This window comes from Kitasatospora sp. NPDC058478, assembly GCF_042720345.1.
Taxonomy (GTDB): domain Bacteria; phylum Actinomycetota; class Actinomycetes; order Streptomycetales; family Streptomycetaceae; genus Kitasatospora.
The window spans coordinates 1-16425 of record NZ_JBHXML010000090.1 but is presented as its reverse complement, the minus strand read 5'-3'; the positions used below and the strand labels follow the sequence as shown (position 1 = coordinate 16425).

General features: G+C 74.5%; 7 protein-coding genes. 4 read left to right on the top strand and 3 right to left on the bottom strand.

From position 1 onward, the window contains the following. Positions 1–18 precede the first annotated feature (18 nt). On the bottom strand, positions 19–1212 hold the full coding sequence (locus ACFWPT_RS35970) for an MFS transporter (RefSeq protein ID WP_380486988.1): 1194 nt from the start codon (positions 1210–1212) through the stop codon (positions 19–21). 107 nt (positions 1213–1319) lie between these two features. Here ACFWPT_RS35970 and ACFWPT_RS35965 point away from each other — a divergent pair, with 107 nt between their 5' ends. Continuing rightward, positions 1320–1796: a MerR family transcriptional regulator gene (locus tag ACFWPT_RS35965; RefSeq protein ID WP_380486986.1), complete on the top strand. Its 477-nt coding sequence runs from the start codon at positions 1320–1322 to the stop codon at positions 1794–1796. Here the strand turns inward: ACFWPT_RS35965 and ACFWPT_RS35960 are convergent. Then, positions 1793–3031, bottom strand: coding sequence for a cytochrome P450 (locus ACFWPT_RS35960; RefSeq protein WP_380486984.1), 1239 nt, complete (start codon positions 3029–3031; stop codon positions 1793–1795). The two genes, ACFWPT_RS35965 and ACFWPT_RS35960, sit on opposite strands and share 4 nt — an antisense overlap. A gap of 193 nt (positions 3032–3224) precedes the next feature. Further along, positions 3225–6431 carry a M28 family peptidase gene (locus ACFWPT_RS35955; protein ID WP_380379751.1) on the bottom strand — a complete coding sequence of 1069 codons (3207 nt, stop codon included), beginning with the start codon at positions 6429–6431 and terminating at the stop codon, positions 3225–3227. A gap of 301 nt (positions 6432–6732) precedes the next feature. Here ACFWPT_RS35955 and ACFWPT_RS35950 point away from each other — a divergent pair, with 301 nt between their 5' ends. The 3 genes from ACFWPT_RS35950 to ACFWPT_RS35940 all read left to right on the top strand — a co-directional run. Next, entirely contained in the window at positions 6733–8193 is a 1461-nt protein-coding gene (locus ACFWPT_RS35950) for a helix-turn-helix domain-containing protein (RefSeq protein WP_380486982.1), read from the top strand. Positions 8194–8570: 377 nt separating this feature from the next. Beyond that, on the top strand, positions 8571–9428 hold the full coding sequence (locus ACFWPT_RS35945; RefSeq protein WP_380339611.1) for a sterol desaturase family protein: 858 nt from the start codon (positions 8571–8573) through the stop codon (positions 9426–9428). Positions 9429–9497: 69 nt separating this feature from the next. After that, positions 9498–16425: condensation domain-containing protein (locus ACFWPT_RS35940; RefSeq protein ID WP_380486979.1), on the top strand; the 6928-nt coding region annotated here is incomplete at its 3' end.

Below are 16425 nucleotides of genomic sequence, written 5' to 3'. Positions count from 1 at the left end.
GGTGCGGAGGCACGCCGGTCACGGCCGGGCGTCGTGGCCGGCGCGCAGGCTGAGGACGGAGCCGGCCAGGAGCAGGCCGACCAGGGTCAGCAGCGGGGCCGTCCAGGAGCCGGTGGCGGTGTGGAGGGCGGCGGTGAGGGCGGGGCCGGTGGCGGCGAGGAGGTAGCCGCAGGTCTGGGCCATGGTGGAGAGCGCGGCGACGTGGTCGTGGTCGGTGCCCCGGCGGGCGAAGAGGACGGCGGCCAGGGCCTGGCCGCCGCCCATGCCGATGCCGAGGACGCCGGCCCAGAGCGGCGCGCCGGTGGCGGGGGCGAGTACGACGCCGAGCAGGCCGAGGACGCAGACGGCCACCACGGCGAGCAGGTGCGGCCGCTGGTCGGCGCGGGCGGCGGCGAGGACGGGGGCGAGGAAGCCGCCGACGGCGAGGCCGAGGATGAGGACGGCCTGGTCGGTGCCGGCGGCGGTGCGGCTGAGGCCGGCGTCGACCAGGATCGAGGGCAGCCAGGCGAGGGTGGCGTAGAAGACCAGGGTCTGGATGCCGAAGAAGGCGGTGAGGCTCCAGGCGAGCGCGGTGCGGCCGACGGGCCGGCGGTGCGCCGGCGCGGCTGCGGCCGGTATCCGTCGTTCCACCCGCAGCTGCGGCGCCATGCCCGCCGCCGCGAGGACGGCCGGCACGACGGCGAGGCCGATCGCGGCCCGCCAGGACCACGCGTCGGCGACCGGCGCGACCAGGGCGGCGACCACGGCCGACCCGGCGCCCATCGCGAGGGCGTAGACGCCCATCATGGTGCCGATCCGCCGGGGCGCGAAGCGGGCCCGGACGAACACCGGGATCAGCACGTTGACGACCGCCACCGCGATGCCCACCAGCACCGTCCCCGCGTAGAGCCCGGGCAGGCCCGCCGTGCGCAGCAGCGCGCCCGCGACGAGCAGGACGCTCGCCCAGAACAGCCCGCGCTCCTCGCCGATCCGCCGCCGGGCGAGGGCGCCGAGCGGTGCGAACAGGCCCATGCACAGCGGGGGCAGCAGCCCGAGCACGGTGACGGTGCCCTGGCCCCAGCCGGCGACCGGCGCGAGCGGTCCGACCTGCCCGAACGCGACCCGGGTGTTGAGGCTGAGCAGGACGAAGCCGACGACGAGCAGCGCGCCGGAGGCGGGTGCGGCGCGGCCCGGTGAGGTCCGGCTGGGGGCGGAGGCGGTGCTGAGCGGCATGAGCGGCGAACCCTTCGCTGCGGCAGGAAGTTAGGCTTGCCTAAGCTTTCACGCTCAAGTGCGCTTGAGTGCAACCCGCCGGCCGTGAACCGTGAAGGAGACGACGCGTGGAGCAGCTCTACTCGATCACCGAGGTCGCGAAGGCCTTCGGCCTCTCCGTCCCCGCCCTGCGCTACTACGAGGACTGCGGCCTGATCGCCCCCGCCGCCCGCCGCGGCCGGGTGCGCCAGTACGACCGGGCGGCCCTGGAACGCCTCGCCCTGGTCCAGCTCTGGCACGTGGACGGCATGATCCCGCTCGCCGGGACGGCCGCCGTGATGGCGAGCGAGCAGGCGGCGGAGCGGAAGGCGCTGCTGGCGGCGCAGCGGGACGAGATGACGGCCCGCGCCCGCCGCCTGGAGCGCGCCGCGGCCGTCCTGACCCACATGCTCGACTGCCACCGCGACCGCCCGCTGGACTGCCCGGTCACCCACGCGCACATCGACGCCCGCGTCGACGCCGCCCTCGCCGGCGAGGAGCTGGCCGACGACTTCCTCCCGCCCGCGACCGGGACCGCGACCGGGATCGCGCCCGCGACCGGTTAGCTCAGCACCGCCGGCGTCGGCCCGTCGGGTCGCACGGTGATGCTGTAGGCGGAGCCGGTCGGGACGGAGCGGAACCGCACGGTGTGGGCGGGCAGCAGGAGTTCGAGCAGCGCGATGGTCTCGCGGACGGCGAACTGGGTGCCGAGGCAGGCGCGGGCGCCGAGGCCGAAGGGGAGGTACGCGCCGAGCTGGGCGGGGCGGGCGCCGGTGGCGGTGAAGCGGGCGGGGTCGAAGCGTTCGGGGTCGGGCCACAGGGCCGGGTCGCGGTGGGTGAGGTAGGGGCAGACCAGGACGTCGGTGCCGGCGGCGATGCGGTGGCCGTCGATCACGTCGTCCTCGACGGCGTGCCGGGGGAGCAGCCAGGCCGGGGGGTAGAGCCGCAGGGCCTCGCTGACCAGGGCCTGCGGGTCCGCGCCGCGCGCCTCGGGATGGCGGTCGAGGAGGAGGAAGAGCCAGGTGAGAGTGGTGGCGGTGGTCTCGTGCCCGGCGACGAGCAGGGTGACGAGTTCGTCGCGGATCAACCGGTCGGTGTACTCGGGGTGTTGGGCCGCGGCGTCGAGCAGGACCCGCAGCACGCCGGGCTCCTCGACGTCGGTCGCCGAGCGTGCCGCGTCGATGGCGGCCAGCGCGACGGCGTCGATCCGGGAGAGGTCGGCGGCGACGGCGTCCCGGGCGTCCCCGGCGTCCGTGGGCAGGGTCGGCATGGCCGCCACCACCCGTTCCACGGAGCGGAGTTCATGGTCGGTGCGGTCGTCCAACGGCAGCCCGGTGAGGGCCCGCCAGACGGTGTCGAGGGCGAATCCGCGCATCTCCTCGCCGAGGTCGAAGGTCTCGCCGGTGCGCGCGTAGCCCTTCCAGCGGTCGGCTGTCCGGCGGGCGGCGGCGGCGATCCGCTGCTCGTAGCGGCGCATCCCGGTGCCGGTGAACTGGGACTGCAGCAGCCGTCGTTGGCGCTTCCAGGCGTCTCCGGTGGCGGAGAGTACGCCGTCGCCGACCAGCATCCGCGCGCGGTGCGAGCGCTTGACGTAGCGGTCGGGGTGGCGGCCGAGCACGTGCTGTACGGCGGCCGGGTCGGTGACCAGCACGGTGGGCGTGGGGCCGAGTCGGAAGGCGGCGATGCCGCCGATGCCGCGCTGCGCCCGGGCGAGCAGGTCGATGAGGTCAGCCTCCTCGGTGCGCCACTGCTCGACGGCGTCGGCGGCCAGCTCCGGTACGGGGCGGGTGTCGGTGGTCACCGGGAGTCTCCTCGGGGGTCGGCCGTCGTGGGCGGGCGGCCCGCCCCGCAGCCGACTGTACGTCAGCCGAGTGGCGGCCCGGTTACGCCCGGTGACCCGGGGGTGCGTCCGGCGCACAGCTGCGCCGCGATCCGTCCCCCTCGACGGACCGCGGCGCAGCGGCTTACGGGGTGTCAGGCGGGTGCCCTACGGGTCACACGGCCTGCCACAGGGCGGGGACGATCGGCGGCTCCCAGCCGACCTGGGCGGTGTGACCCTGGATGCAGCGGTAGCTGACCCCGTTGTAGGTCACGACGTCGCCCGCCTGGTAGGTGGTGCCGGGCGTCCAGGTGCCGCCGGGGTTGGTCGGGCCGTTGCCCACGACCAGCGAGAAGCTGGTGCTGTGGGTGGCGGAGCCGGTGCCGGTGAGCGTGATGCTGTAGGTGCCGGCCGCCGTGTTCGCGGCGGTCGCGATGGTCAGCGAGGCCGAGGCGCCGGACTGCACCGAGGACGGGCTGAAGGAGACCGTCACGCCCGCCGGGGCGCCGGAGGCGGTCAGGTTGACCGTCTGGGCGGAGCCGGAGGTGGTGGCGGTGGAGACCGTCGCGGTGGCCGAGTCGCCGGGGTTGACGGTGGCGGTGGCCGGGTTCACCGCGAGGGAGAAGTCGTTGGCGGGGGTGGTGCCGCCGACGGAGGTCTTCCAGATGGTGTAGGCCACGCCGTCGGCGCTGCGGTTCAGCGCGGTCGGGTCGATGTTGCTGGTGGTGTCGCAGGACTGGTGGTAGCAGGAGTCGTACGAACGGCCCGCGCTGCCGCCCCACTTGGTCGCCTGGCCGGAGGTCTTGACGGCGTCGGCGCCGGCCGCGTAGCCGGAGGTGGGGATGCCGGCCTGCTGGAAGGAGTAGTCGTCCGAGCGGCCCTGGCCCTCGACGTTCTCCTCCGGCTGGAGGTTGAGGGAGTCCCAGTAGGCCTTCATCGGTGCGGAGGCGGCGGAGGTGATGTTGTTGATGAAGTAGCCGGCGTTGGGCGAGCCGACCATGTCGAAGTTGTAGTAGGACTTGATCGCGGAGCGCTGGGTGGAGCTCAGCTGGCCGACGTAGGACTGCGAGCCCTGGAGGCCCTGCTCCTCACCGGTCCACCAGGCGAACCGGACGTGCCGGGTCAGGGTGGGGTTCTGCTGGGCGAGGACGAGGGCGTTCTCCAGCAGGGTGGCCGAGCCGGAGCCGTTGTCGTTGATGCCGGGGCCGGCCGAGACGCTGTCCAGGTGGGCGCCGAACATGGTGACCTGGTCGGCGGGGCCGCCGGGCCAGTCGGCGATCAGGTTGTTGGACTGGTAGGTGCAGGAGGTGCAGGTCTGCTCGGTCACGGTGTAGCCGGCGGCCTGCAGCTTGCCCTTGATGTACGCCACGGACTGGCTGTGCCCGGCGCTGCCGGCCCGGCGGTTGCCGCCGTTCTGGTTGGCGATGGTGTTCAGCTGGGTCAGGTGGGCCTGGACCTTGGCGACGTCGATGTCGGGCGCGGGCCCGCCGGGGGTGCCCCCGCCGCCGACGGTCAGGGTGTACTGGGCGGTGTGGGTGGCCGCGCCGGCGGTGCCGGTGACGGTGATCACGTACGTCCCGGCCGGGGCGCCCGAGGAGGCCGACAGGGTCAGCGTCGCGGACGAACCCGTCTGCACGGAGGAGGGGTTGAGCGTCGCGGTGACCCCGGTCGGGGCGCCCGAGGCGGTCAGGTTGACGGTCTGCGCGGTGCCCGAGGTGACGGCGGTGGAGACCGTCGCCGTGGTCGAGGCGCCGGGCTGGACGGAACCGGAGGCCGGGCCGAGCGCGAGCGAGAAGTCGTTGTTGCCGGACGGGGTGCAGGTCGGGTCGCCGCTCTGCGCGGGCACGCTGATCGCGTCCCAGGCGGCCTTGGTCCGGGTGAAGTAGTTGCAGGTCGGGTCGAGGTTCTTGGCGGCGGTCAGGGTGGTGGTGCGGTACCGCTTGTAGGTCATGCCGCTGGTCTTGAGCAGCATGCCGCCGTAGAAGACCTGGCCGGCCTGCTTGACGCCGATGCCGGTGACCGAGGAGTTGTTGCAGGTGGGGCTGGACGGCTTGCCGCCGCCCGGGTTGGAGCCCATCGACAGGAGGTAGAACCAGTGGTTCAGCGGGCCGGCGGCCGCGTGCACCTCGGTGCTGGGGATGGAGGAGGAGTAGCAGTTCGGGTCGTTGTTGACCAGTGAGGGCTGGTACAGGTTGCGGATCGGCCCCTGGCCGACCAGGTTGACCTGCCGGCCGACCTGGTAGTCGGGGTAGTCGTAGGGCGCGGGCTGGTTGGCGTACTCCTTGGTGAGCGCGCCGAAGATGTCGCCGGTGCCCTCGCCCAGGCCGTTCTCGTTGTTGGCGCCGCCGGGGGTGTACTGGTCGATGCCGTGGCCGAACTCGTGGCCGACGACGTCCTGGGCGGCGATCCACTCGTTGTTCTGGTTGTGGCCGATGGAGATGGAGCTGCCGTCCCAGTAGGCGTTGACGTCGTTGAGGCCGACCTTGACCGGCCAGCTGCCGCCGTTGCCGTTGTGGCCGTTGCGACCGAGCCAGTCGCGGAGCATGTCCCATTCCTTCTGGGCCGCCCACATGGCGTCGGCGCAGCCGGTCTCCTTGCTGGAGGGGTTGCCGGTGCCCCAGGAGTCGGAGGACTTGCTGAACACCTGGCCGCTGCTGTAGTCGGAGCAGGTCAGGCCGGGCCGGTTCGGGTCGCGCAGCGAGTACGAGCCGCCGGAGTTGGTGGTGCTGATGGTCAGCGGGCCGGGGCCGTTCCACTTGCTGTTGATGGTGCCGGCCCGGACATCGTCGTAGCTGTCGATCACCTCGCCGCTGGCGGCGTCCACGAAGACGTGCAACGTGCTCGGCGCGCTCTCGGTACGGCCCTTGAGGACGGTCTCCCAGGCGAGCCGGCTCGCGCCGTCCTTGACCCGGACGACCAGGCGGCGCTCGGCCACCGAGTCCACCGCGGCCAGCTTGGTGCGCGCGGTCTTCTCCGCGTTCGCCGCGCTGACCTGCGGGGTTATCGACCCGCCGACCGGCCCGGTGGCGGCCGACTGGAGGCCGCGGACCTTGCCCTGGCCATCGGCGAGCACCACGGCGTCGCCACCGACCACCGGCAGGCCGCGGTAGCTGCGGTCGTACGCGACGGAGTAGAGGCCGCCGAGCCAGGGGGTGACGGCCCGGCGCTCGTAGGTCTCGCCGGGGCCCTTGGCCAGTGCGTCCAGGCCGGCGGCCGCGGCCGCGTCGGCGGCGTTGACGGCTGCCGCGAGGGCGCTGGGTGGTGCGGGAGAGGGGGTGGGCGCGGCGGTGGCCGGCCCGGCCGTGGCGGCGATCATGCCGGCCAGCACGGTCAGGGTGGTCGCCGTGGTCAGCAACCGTCCTGTGGAAACTCTGCGTTGCATCGAGGCTCCTAGCATGTGGGGGTCCTCGACCGCGGACGGCATGGCTGGTGGCGCACCGCAGGGCCGTGTCTGGGGGACGGCCGTGCGGGCCGTCCGCGTTCGGGTGCCGGAACCCTCACACGGCGTCATGCTCTGGTCAATGGCTGGTGCACGCGATGCATAGGGTTGGCAAATTCCGTCAAGCTGGGCTTTTGTCCGAGTGGTTGAGACCACCTCATGTACGGACCGGGTGTCATCGAGTACCGTCCTGATGGTCGGAAGGTTGGCGAGGGCCCGGGGGAAGCGACCGGAGGAGGCAGCCGTGCACCGCAACCGCGTGGCCGTGGCACCGGCGTCCGCACCTCCGTTCCCACCTCCGTCCCCACCCGTCGCCCCGCCCGCCCAGGAGCTCGGCGCCTGGCGGGACTTCGGCGCCCGGCTGCGCCACTGGCGGCGCCGGGCCGGCCTCACCCAGGCCCAACTCGGCGCCGGCATCGGCTACGACCACACCGCGGTGAGCAAGATCGAGCACGGCGCCCGCCGGGTCACCCCGCGGATCGCCGACCGGATCGACGAACTCCTCGGTGCGGGCGGTGAGTTGCGGGCCGCCTGCCAGCGGGCCGAGACCGCCGAACTGCCCTCCCTGGCGCCCCTCGCGCCCGCCCTGCTGCGGCCCCCGCTGCCCACCGCGGCCGTGAACGGGCCCGGCGGCCCGGCCCGCTGGAGCGCCCCCGCCCAGCCGCCGCCCCGGCTGCCCGACTACGGCCTGCTCTGCCCGCTGCACGGCGCCGACGGCTGCGACGTCCCCGGTCCGGTCGAACTCGCCGCGCTGCACGCCGAGTTCTGCGCCGCGAACCCGGCCGCCGCGCCGCCCCTGGACGCCGCCACCGCACACGCCCTCACCGGGCTGCTCGCCGCCCACCTGCGTTCCGGCGAGGCCGGCGGCCTGCCGGGCCTGGCCGCCGCCGTCGAACGCACCTTGCAGGCCGTGCTCGCCCGGCTCGCCGCCGCCCCCGCCGCGCAGCGCCGCCCGCTGGCCCGGCTGGCCGCCGAGCACGCGCACGCCGCGGGCGCGCTGCGGATGCAGGACGGCCGCAACGCCACCGCGATGGCCTGCTTCGACCGTGCGCTCGCCTGGGCGGAGCTCGCCGGGGACCAGGCCACCCAGGTCGCCGCGCTGAGCGACATGAGCACCCTCGCCCGGATGGACGGCGACCCGGCCGCCGCCCTCGGCTACGCCCGGGAGACCGGCCGCGCCGCCCCCGGCCGGCACTGGGCCGGCGCGATGGGCCAGATCGGCCAGGCCCGTGCGCACGCCCTCACCGGCGACGTCCGGGCCACCATCCGGCACCTCGGCCGCGCCCGGCTGCACCTGGACCACATCGGCGCCCGGGACGAGGACGACGCGCCCTGGCTCTCCATCGCCTCGATGCGGCTGCGGGTGGAGTCCGGCGCGGCCGCCGCGCTGCGCGACCTCGCCGCGGTCGTCGACGACCCCCGGCTGGCCCGCCGGGCGCTGACCGCCGCCGAGACCGCGCTCGGCCTGCTCGGCCCGGCCCAGCTCCCCTCCAGCCGTCTCCTGTTCACCGTCCGGGTGGCGGACTGCCACGCCTGCGCGCACGACCCGCAGACGGCCGTCCAACTGCTCGGGCCCGCCCTGGAGACCGCCCCGGCGGCGGCCCTGCCGGCCCTGGTCGGGTACGAGCTGCGCGGCCTGCGCGACCGCCTCGCGGCGTACCGGCCGGACGCGGCGTGGCGGCTGGCGGAGCTGGCGGGATTCTGAGGGGCGCCGCCGCCCGCGCTGCCCACGCCCGCGCTGCCCACCCCGCCCGCGCCCGCGCGCCCGGTTCGCGCTCGCCCCGTGCCACCCGCGCCGCCCTCGCGGGACCGGTGGCCGGATTCGGGTCCGGACCGCACCCCGCCACAGGGGGGCGTGCGACCTCGCCCGGCGCGAAACCGGCCTCGCTGCGCTCCGGTTTCTCCGGTGCCTACGAACAAACGCGCCCCTTTCGCGCCGCTCTAGCGTCAACTTCGTGCGCGGATCTTCCTCCGATCGGGTTATTTATGGCGTTAACACGTCGAATGACTGCCGCAGCTGACCGCTCCCGCTAGAGTCTCTGACGTTTCCAGTCATTAGTTCGCGAATAACCAAGGGGGCGCGTGCTGTCCGCCATTGCACGCCGGCTCGCTCATCCGCTTCTGCTCCTGGGGGTGCTGTGCACGGCCGTCGCCACACTGCACTTCCACTGGGAGCCCGACCGGGTCTCCCCCCTCGTGCTGGTCGGCGTCCTCGGGTACCTGGCGGTACTGGAGCGGGTGATCCCGTACCGGACCGACTGGCATCCGAGCGGGCGTGAACTGCGCTGGTACACCGTGTACTTCGTGCTGAGCATGGTCGGCGGCGCGGTCGCGGTGGGGCTGGTGACGGCGCTGGTGCAGGTGCTCGGGGCGGCCCGTCCGGCGCTCCCGTTCGCCGTGGAGATCCCGCTCGCGCTGCTGGTCGGCTCGCTCGGCGACTACCTCGTCCACCGCTGGTCCCACCACAACCGGTGGCTCTGGCGCCTGCACGGCGTCCACCACGTGCCGGACAAGGTGAATGTCGCGAACAACGGCGTGAACCATATTCTCGACGTGTTCGTCGCGCAGTCCGTGGTGCAACTCTTGCTGTCGCTGATCGGCTTCTCGGCGGAATCCGTGTTCGTGGTCGGAATATTCATTCTTGCGCAGGGGTATTTCGTTCACGCGAACATCGACGTCCGCCTCGGGCTCCTCGGCCACCTGCTGGCCGGCCCCGAGCTCCACCGACTGCACCACAGCACCGACCTCGCTGAGGCCGGGCACTACGCCTCCGACCTCTCGCTGTGGGACCACGTGTTCGGCAGCTTCACCTGGCGCCCCGGCCGGGTGCCCACCGCCGTCGGCCTCGCCGATCCGGCCGCCTTCCCGGCCACCGGCGAAGTGGGCGCCACCCTGCTGCACCCCTGGCGCCAGGTGAAGGCCACCGAGCCGTCCGTCTGACCCTGCCCGCGAGGCCGCTCTTCCTCCGCCCGTGTCCGCGCCGCCACGCCATCACCCTCGGATTGGATCATGACCACCTCGCCCTTCGCCGTGCCCTGCGACCGGATCGCGATCACCGGCATCGGCTGCCGCCTGCCGGGACACGCCAACGACCACCGGACCTACTGGCGCAACCTCGTCGAGGGCCGGGACTGCCTCACCGCGACACCCGCCGACCGCTACGACACCGGCACGCTCGGCAGCCGCGACCGCTCCAAACCGGGCCGCCTGATCGGCGGCCGGGGCGGCTACATCGACGGGTTCGACACCTTCGACCCGGACTTCTTCGGCATCAGCCCGCGCGAGGCCGAGCACATGGACCCGCAGCAGCGCAAGCTGCTGGAGGTCAGCTGGGAGGCCCTGGAGGACGGCGGCCTGCGCCCCGGCGAGCTGGCCGGCCGCGACGTCGGCGTCTACATGGGGGCCTTCACCCTCGACTACAAGATCCTCCAGTTCGCCGACCTCGACTTCCGCACGCTCGCCGCGCACACCGCCACCGGCACCATGATGACGATGGTGTCCAACCGGATCTCGCACTGCTTCGACTTCCGCGGCCCCAGCGTCTCGATCGACACCGCCTGCAGCTCCTCCCTGGTCGCGGTGCACCTCGCCTGCCAGAGCCTGCTCCGCGGCGAGACCGAACTCGCCCTGGCGGGCGGCGCGTTGCTGCACATGGCGCCGCAGTACACGATCGCCGAGACCAAGGGCGGCTTCCTGTCCGCCGACGGCCGCTCGCGCGCCTTCGACGCCTCCGCCGACGGCTACGTCCGGGCCGAGGGGGTCGGCGTGGTCGTCCTCAAGCGGCTGTCGGACGCGCTGCGCGACGGCGACCCGGTGCACGCCGTCATCCTCGGCAGCGGCGTCAACCAGGACGGGCGCACCAACGGCATCACCGTCCCCAGCGCGGACGCCCAGGTCACCCTGATCGAACGGGTCTGCGCCGAGGCCGGGGTGCTGCCCGGCAGCCTCCAGTACGTCGAGGCGCACGGCACCTCCACCCCGGTCGGCGACCCGATCGAGGCGGCCGCGCTCGGCCGGGTGCTGGGCGTCGGCCGCCGCCCGGGCGACCGCTGCTACGTCGGCTCGGTGAAGACCAACATCGGGCACACCGAGGCCGCCGCCGGCGTCGCCGGGCTGATCAAGACCGCCCTCGCCCTCAAGCACCGGCGGATCCCGCCGCACCTCAACCTGGAACGGCCCAACCCCGGCATCGACCTGGCCGCGCTGCCCTTCGACATCCCGACCGCCCCGGTCGACTGGCCCGAGCACGACGGACCGGCCCGGGCCGGCGTCAACTCCTTCGGCTTCGGCGGCACCAACGCGCACGTCCTGCTGGAGGAGCCGCCGAGCACCGGGCCCGCCGCCCCGGCCCCGCAGCCGGCCTGCACCGTGCTGCCGCTGAGCGCCAAGGACGCCGCCGGACTGCCCGAACTCGCCGCCGGAATCCGCCGGGAGCTCGCCGCCGGGGTGCCGCTCGCCGACCTCGGCCACACCCTGGCGCACCGTCGCCAGCACCTGCCCGAGCGGCTCGCGGTGGTCTACTCCACGCAGGACGACCTGGACGAGGCGCTGGCCGCCCACGAGCGCGGCGAGGCGCACCCCAGGGTGCTCCAGGGCCGCGCCCGGGAGCGCCAACAGCGCCGCCTCGCCTGGGTGTTCACCGGCATGGGCCCGCAGTGGTGGGGCATGGGCCGGGGCCTGTACGAGAACGAACCGGTCTACCGGGCGGCCGTCCAGGCCTGCGACCGGGAGATCCGCGAGCAGGCCGGCTGGTCCCTGCTCGACGAACTGCACCGCGACGAGGCCGACTCCCGGATGGCCGAGACCTGGCTCGCCCAGCCCGCCAACTTCGCCGTCCAGCTGGGCCTGTCCGCGCTCTGGCGCAGCCACGGCCTGCGCCCCGACGCGGTGGTCGGGCACAGCACCGGCGAGGTCGCCGCCTTCCACGAGGCCGGGGTGTACGACCTGGCCGACGCCGTCCGGGTGGTGCTCGCCCGCAGCCGCCTCCAGCAGCGGCTGGCCGGCACCGGCACCATGCTCGCCGTCGGCCTCCCGGAGGCCGAGGCGGAGCGCCGGATCCGCCCGTACCGCGCCCGGGTCTCGCTGGCGGCCGTCAACAGCCCCTCCGCCGTGACCCTGGCCGGCGACACCGACGCGCTGCGCGAACTCGCCGAGGACCTGCGCGGCCAGGAGGTGTTCACCCGCTTCCTGGAGGTCGAAGTCCCGTACCACAGCGTGCGGATGGACCCGATCCGGGACGAGCTGACCGCCGCGCTCGCCGCGCTCAAGCCCAACGAGGCCCGGCTGCCGCTCTACCTCACCGCCCGCGAGGGCCTCGCCCGCGGCCCCGAACTCGACGCCGGGTACTGGTGGCACAACGTCCGCAACCCGGTGCGCTTCCGCGCCGCCGTCGAACGGATGGCCCAGGACGGGCACGGCCTGTTCCTGGAAATCGGCCCGCACCCGGTGCTCGGCCACGCGATCCGCGAGTGCGTCGACGGCGCGCACGCCCTGGCGTCCATCCGCCGGCACGCCGACGAGCCCGCCTGCTTCACCCGGTCGCTCGCCGAACTGCACACCCTGGGCGTCGAACCGGACTGGCGCGCACTGCACCCGGCCGGCCGGCCGGTGCCGCTGCCCGGCTACCCGTGGCGGCGCGACCGGTACTGGGTCGAGCCGAGCGCCGTCCGGCAGGTCCGGCTCGGCGAGGTCGACCACCCGCTGCTCGGCCGCCGCACCGCGAGCGCCCAACCCGCCTGGACCACCGCACTCGACCCCGAGCGGCTGCCCTACCTGGCCGACCACCGGATCGAGGGCCAGGTGGTCTTCCCGGCGGCCGGGTACCTGGAGATGGCCGCCCAGGCCGTCCGCGCCCTCACCGGCGGCACCGAGGTGGTGCTCGCCGAGATCGAGCTGAACCGGGCCCTGTTCCTCTCCGACACCGAGCCCACCCCCGTCCAGCTCGGCTACGCCCCGGAGGACGCCCGCTTCACCATCGCCTCCACCCCGGCCGGCGGCGAACCGGTGGTGCACGCCGGCGGCCGGGTCCGCACCGGCCAGCGCCGCGCCCACGGGCCGGCGCTGGACGCCGAGGCGATCCGCTCGCGCGGACAGCGCTTCGACGGCCCCGACTGCTACCGGCTCCTGGCCGTCCGCGGCTACGACTACGGGCCCGCCTTCCAGGCCGTCCAGGAGGTGTGGGCGAGCCCCGGCGAGGCACTGGCCCGGATCAGCCCGACCGACCGGCTCGGCCCCGAGGCGGCCGACCACCAACTGCACCCGGTGCTGCTCGACGCCTGCTTCCAGACCCTGCTGGCCACCCGGCTGCTCACGCCCGAGGACGGCGGCGTGCGGCTGCCGGTGTCCATCGAGGAGGTCCGGCTCGACCAGGTCGGCGACCGGCCGATCTGGGCGCACGCCACCGTCACCCGCGAGGGCGGCGGCGAACTCGTCGGCGACCTCGCCCTGTACACCGAGGACGGCACCCCGGTCGGCCGGATCACCGGCTTCCGGGTCGCCGACGTCGCGCAGGCCCCCGCCTCGGTCGGCCTCGCCACCATCGACGGCTGGCTCACCGAACTCGCCTGGACGGACGCCCCGGCCGCGCCCGCCGACCAGGACCTCGGCGACCTGCTGCTGTTCGCCGACGCCGGCGGCCTCGCCGAACGCCTCGCCGCGCTGGCCGCCGAACGCGGCGCCCGCTGCCACCTGGTCCGGCCCGGCACCGGCTACCGGCCCGGCGACGGGCACTCGACCGTGCGCCCGGACTCCGCCGAGGACCTCACCCGGCTCCTCACCGACCTCGGCCCCGGCTACCGCACCGTCGTCCAGCTGTGGAACCTCGACCAGCCCGCCCTCGACACCACCACGGCCGACCGGCTCGACCAGCTCGCCACCCTCGGCGGCTACGCGCTGATCGCCCTCGCCCAGGCCCTGCCCGCCGCCCTCCCGGACGCCCGGCTGCACATCGTCACCCGGGGCACCCAGGCCGCCGACCCCGCCGACCGGGTCGAGCCGCTCGGCGCACCCGCCTGGGGCATCGGACGGGTGCTCTGGCAGCAGGAACTCGTCGCCCAGCGCGGCACCCTGATCGACCTCGACCCCGCCGCCGACCCGCTCGACCAGGCCGAGGCGCTGCTCGCCGAACTCGCCTCCCGGGACGAGCAGGAGATCGCCCTGCGGGCCGGCCACCGCCGCACCAGCCGGCTCCGCCAGGCCGAGGGCCTCACCCGCCCGCTGCCGCCGGTCCTGCGCCCCGACGGCAGCTACCTGGTCACCGGCGCGTTCGGCGCGCTCGGCCGGCTGCTCTGCCGCACCCTGGTCCGGCGCGGCGCCCGGCGGCTGATCCTGGTCGGCCGCACCACGCTGCCCGAGCGCGACCAGTGGTACCGGACCGACCCCGCCAGCCCGGCCGGGGAGCGGATCGCCTTCCTGCGCGAACTCCAGGCGCTCGGCGCCGAACCGCTGCTCGCCCCCGTCGACGTCACCGACGAGACCGCCCTCGCCGCCTGGCTCGCCGACTACCGGCAGCGCCAACGCCCGCCCATCCGCGGGGTGTTCCACCTCGCCGGGCAGGTCAAGGACGTGCTGGTGCCGCAGATGGACCGGGCCGCCTTCGACGCCGGATACGCCCCCAAGGTGGTCGGCGGCCACCTGCTGCACCGGCTGCTGCGCGACGAACCGCTCGACCACTTCGTGCTGTTCGCCTCCGTCGCCTCGCTGCTCACCACCGCCGGGCAGACCAACTACGCGGCCGGCAACGCCTTCCTGGACGCCCTCGCCCACCACCGCCGGGCCGCCGGCCTGCCCGCCCTCAGCCTCGACTGGGGCCCCTGGGCCACCGGCATGATCGAGGAACTGGGCCTGGTCGCCCACTACCGCGACGCCCGCGGCATGAGCTCGCTCCCGCCGGACGCCGGCACGGCCGTGCTCGAACGCGTCCTCGGCCAGGACCGCGCCCAGCTGCTGGTCGCCACCGTGGTCGACTGGCCGACCTTCCTCGCCTGGTACCCCGCGCCGCCGCCGCTGGTCGCCGACCTGGCCGCCAGCGCCGCCGAGCAGGCCCCGGCCGAGACCGGCGGCTTCCTGGACGCCTACCGCACGGCGGATCCGCCGACCCGGCACCGGCTCGTCACCGAGCGGTTCACCGCCGCCGCCGCGGCCGTGCTGCGGATCGGCGCCGAGCGGATCGCCCCGGACACCAGACTCGGCGCACACGGGCTGGACTCGCTGCTCGCGATGGAGCTGCGCGCCCGGGTGCACGGCGAACTGGGCGTCGCCCTGCCGGTGGTGGCGCTGCTCAGCAACGGCACCACCGGCGACCTGGTCGACCTGCTCGTCGCCGGCCTGGCCGAGCGGCTCGACGCCGAGGGCGGCCCCGAGCAGGCCGAGGTCGAGCTGTACACCGACGAGGCCCGCTACCCGCTCACCCACAACCAGCAGGCGCTGTGGTTCCTGCGCCAGCTGCACCCGGACGGCTTCGCCTACAACATCGGCGGCGCGGTGGAGGTGCGCGCCGAGCTCGACCCCGAGCTGGTCTTCGCCGCCTTCCGCACACTGGTCGCCCGGCACCCCGGGCTGCGGGCCGCCTTCACCGCCGAGGAGGGCCGGCCGGTCCAGCGGATCCGCCCGGAGGCGGTGGCCGACACCGGACTGTTCGACGTCGAGGGCCGCCCCTGGGAGGAGATCCACGCGCTGATCGTCGCCGAGTACCGGCGGCCGTACGACCTCGCGAACGACCCGCTGGTCAGGCTGCGGCTGTTCCGGCGCGGACCGGACCGCTGGGTCCTGATGAAGGCCGTCCACCACATCGTCTCGGACGCGATCTCCACCTTCACCTTCATCGAGGAGCTGTTCGAGGTCTACGAGGCGCTGCGCCAGGGCCGCACCCCCGAACTCCCCGCCGTGGCCGCCCGCTACCTCGACTTCCTCAACCACCAGAACCGCTTCCTGGCCGGCCCCGACGCCCGGCGGATGCTCGACTACTGGCGCGGCCACCTGCCGGCCGAGATGCCCGCCCTCGCCCTGCCCACCGACCGGCCCCGGCCGGCCGTGCAGACCCACAACGGCGCCTCGGCGTTCTTCCGGCTCGACGCCGACCTGACCGCCCGTGTCCACGAGCTGGCCCGCGCGCACCACGCCACCCCGTTCATGGTGCTGCTGAGCGCCTACTACCTGCTGCTGCACCGCTGGTCGGGCCAGCAGGACATCGTGGTCGGCAGCCCCGTCACCGGCCGCACCCAGGAGGAGTTCGCCTCCGTCTACGGCTACTTCGTCAACCCGCTGCCGCTGCACGTCAGTTTGGCCGGGGAGCCGACCGTGGCCGAGCTGCTGGCCCGGGTGCGGGAGAGCGTGCTCGGCGGCCTGGACAACCAGGAGTACCCGTTCCCGCTGCTGGTCGAGCAGTTGGGGCTCCAGCACGACCCCGGCCGCTCGGCGGTGTTCCAGGCGATGTTCATCCTGCTCACCCACAAGGTCGCCGTGGAGCGCTTCGGCTACCGCCTGGAGTACATCGAACTCCCCGAGGAGGAAGGGCAGTTCGACCTGACGCTGTCCGCCTACGAGGACCGCGCGGACGGCTGCTTCCACTGCGTGTTCAAGTACAACTCCGACCTCTTCGACGCCGCCACCGTCGAGCGGCTGGCCGCGCACTACCGCAACCTGCTGGACGCCATGACCAGCGCCGGCACCGACCGCCCGGTCGGCCGGCTGCGGATGCTCGACGAGGCCGAACGCCGCCGCATCCTCACCGGCTTCAGCGGCGCCGACCGGCGGGCCGACCACGACACCCCGGTGCCCGAACTCGTCGCCAAGGCCGCCGCCGAACACCCCGAGGCCGTCGCCGTCACCTCCCCCCGCCCGGACGGCGTCCGCCGCCTCACCTACGGCGAGCTCGACCGGCGGGCCCAGCGGACGGCCCTGCGGCTGCGCGAACTGGGCGTCGGCGAAGGCTCGGTGG

Excerpts from the sequence above, each read along its gene's own strand:
- ACFWPT_RS35970 (WP_380486988.1), bottom strand. The coding sequence starts at position 1,212 with ATGCCGCTCAGCACCGCCTCCGCCCCCAGCCGGACCTCACCGGGCCGC.
- ACFWPT_RS35955 (WP_380379751.1), bottom strand. The coding sequence starts at position 6,431 with ATGCAACGCAGAGTTTCCACAGGACGGTTGCTGACCACGGCGACCACC.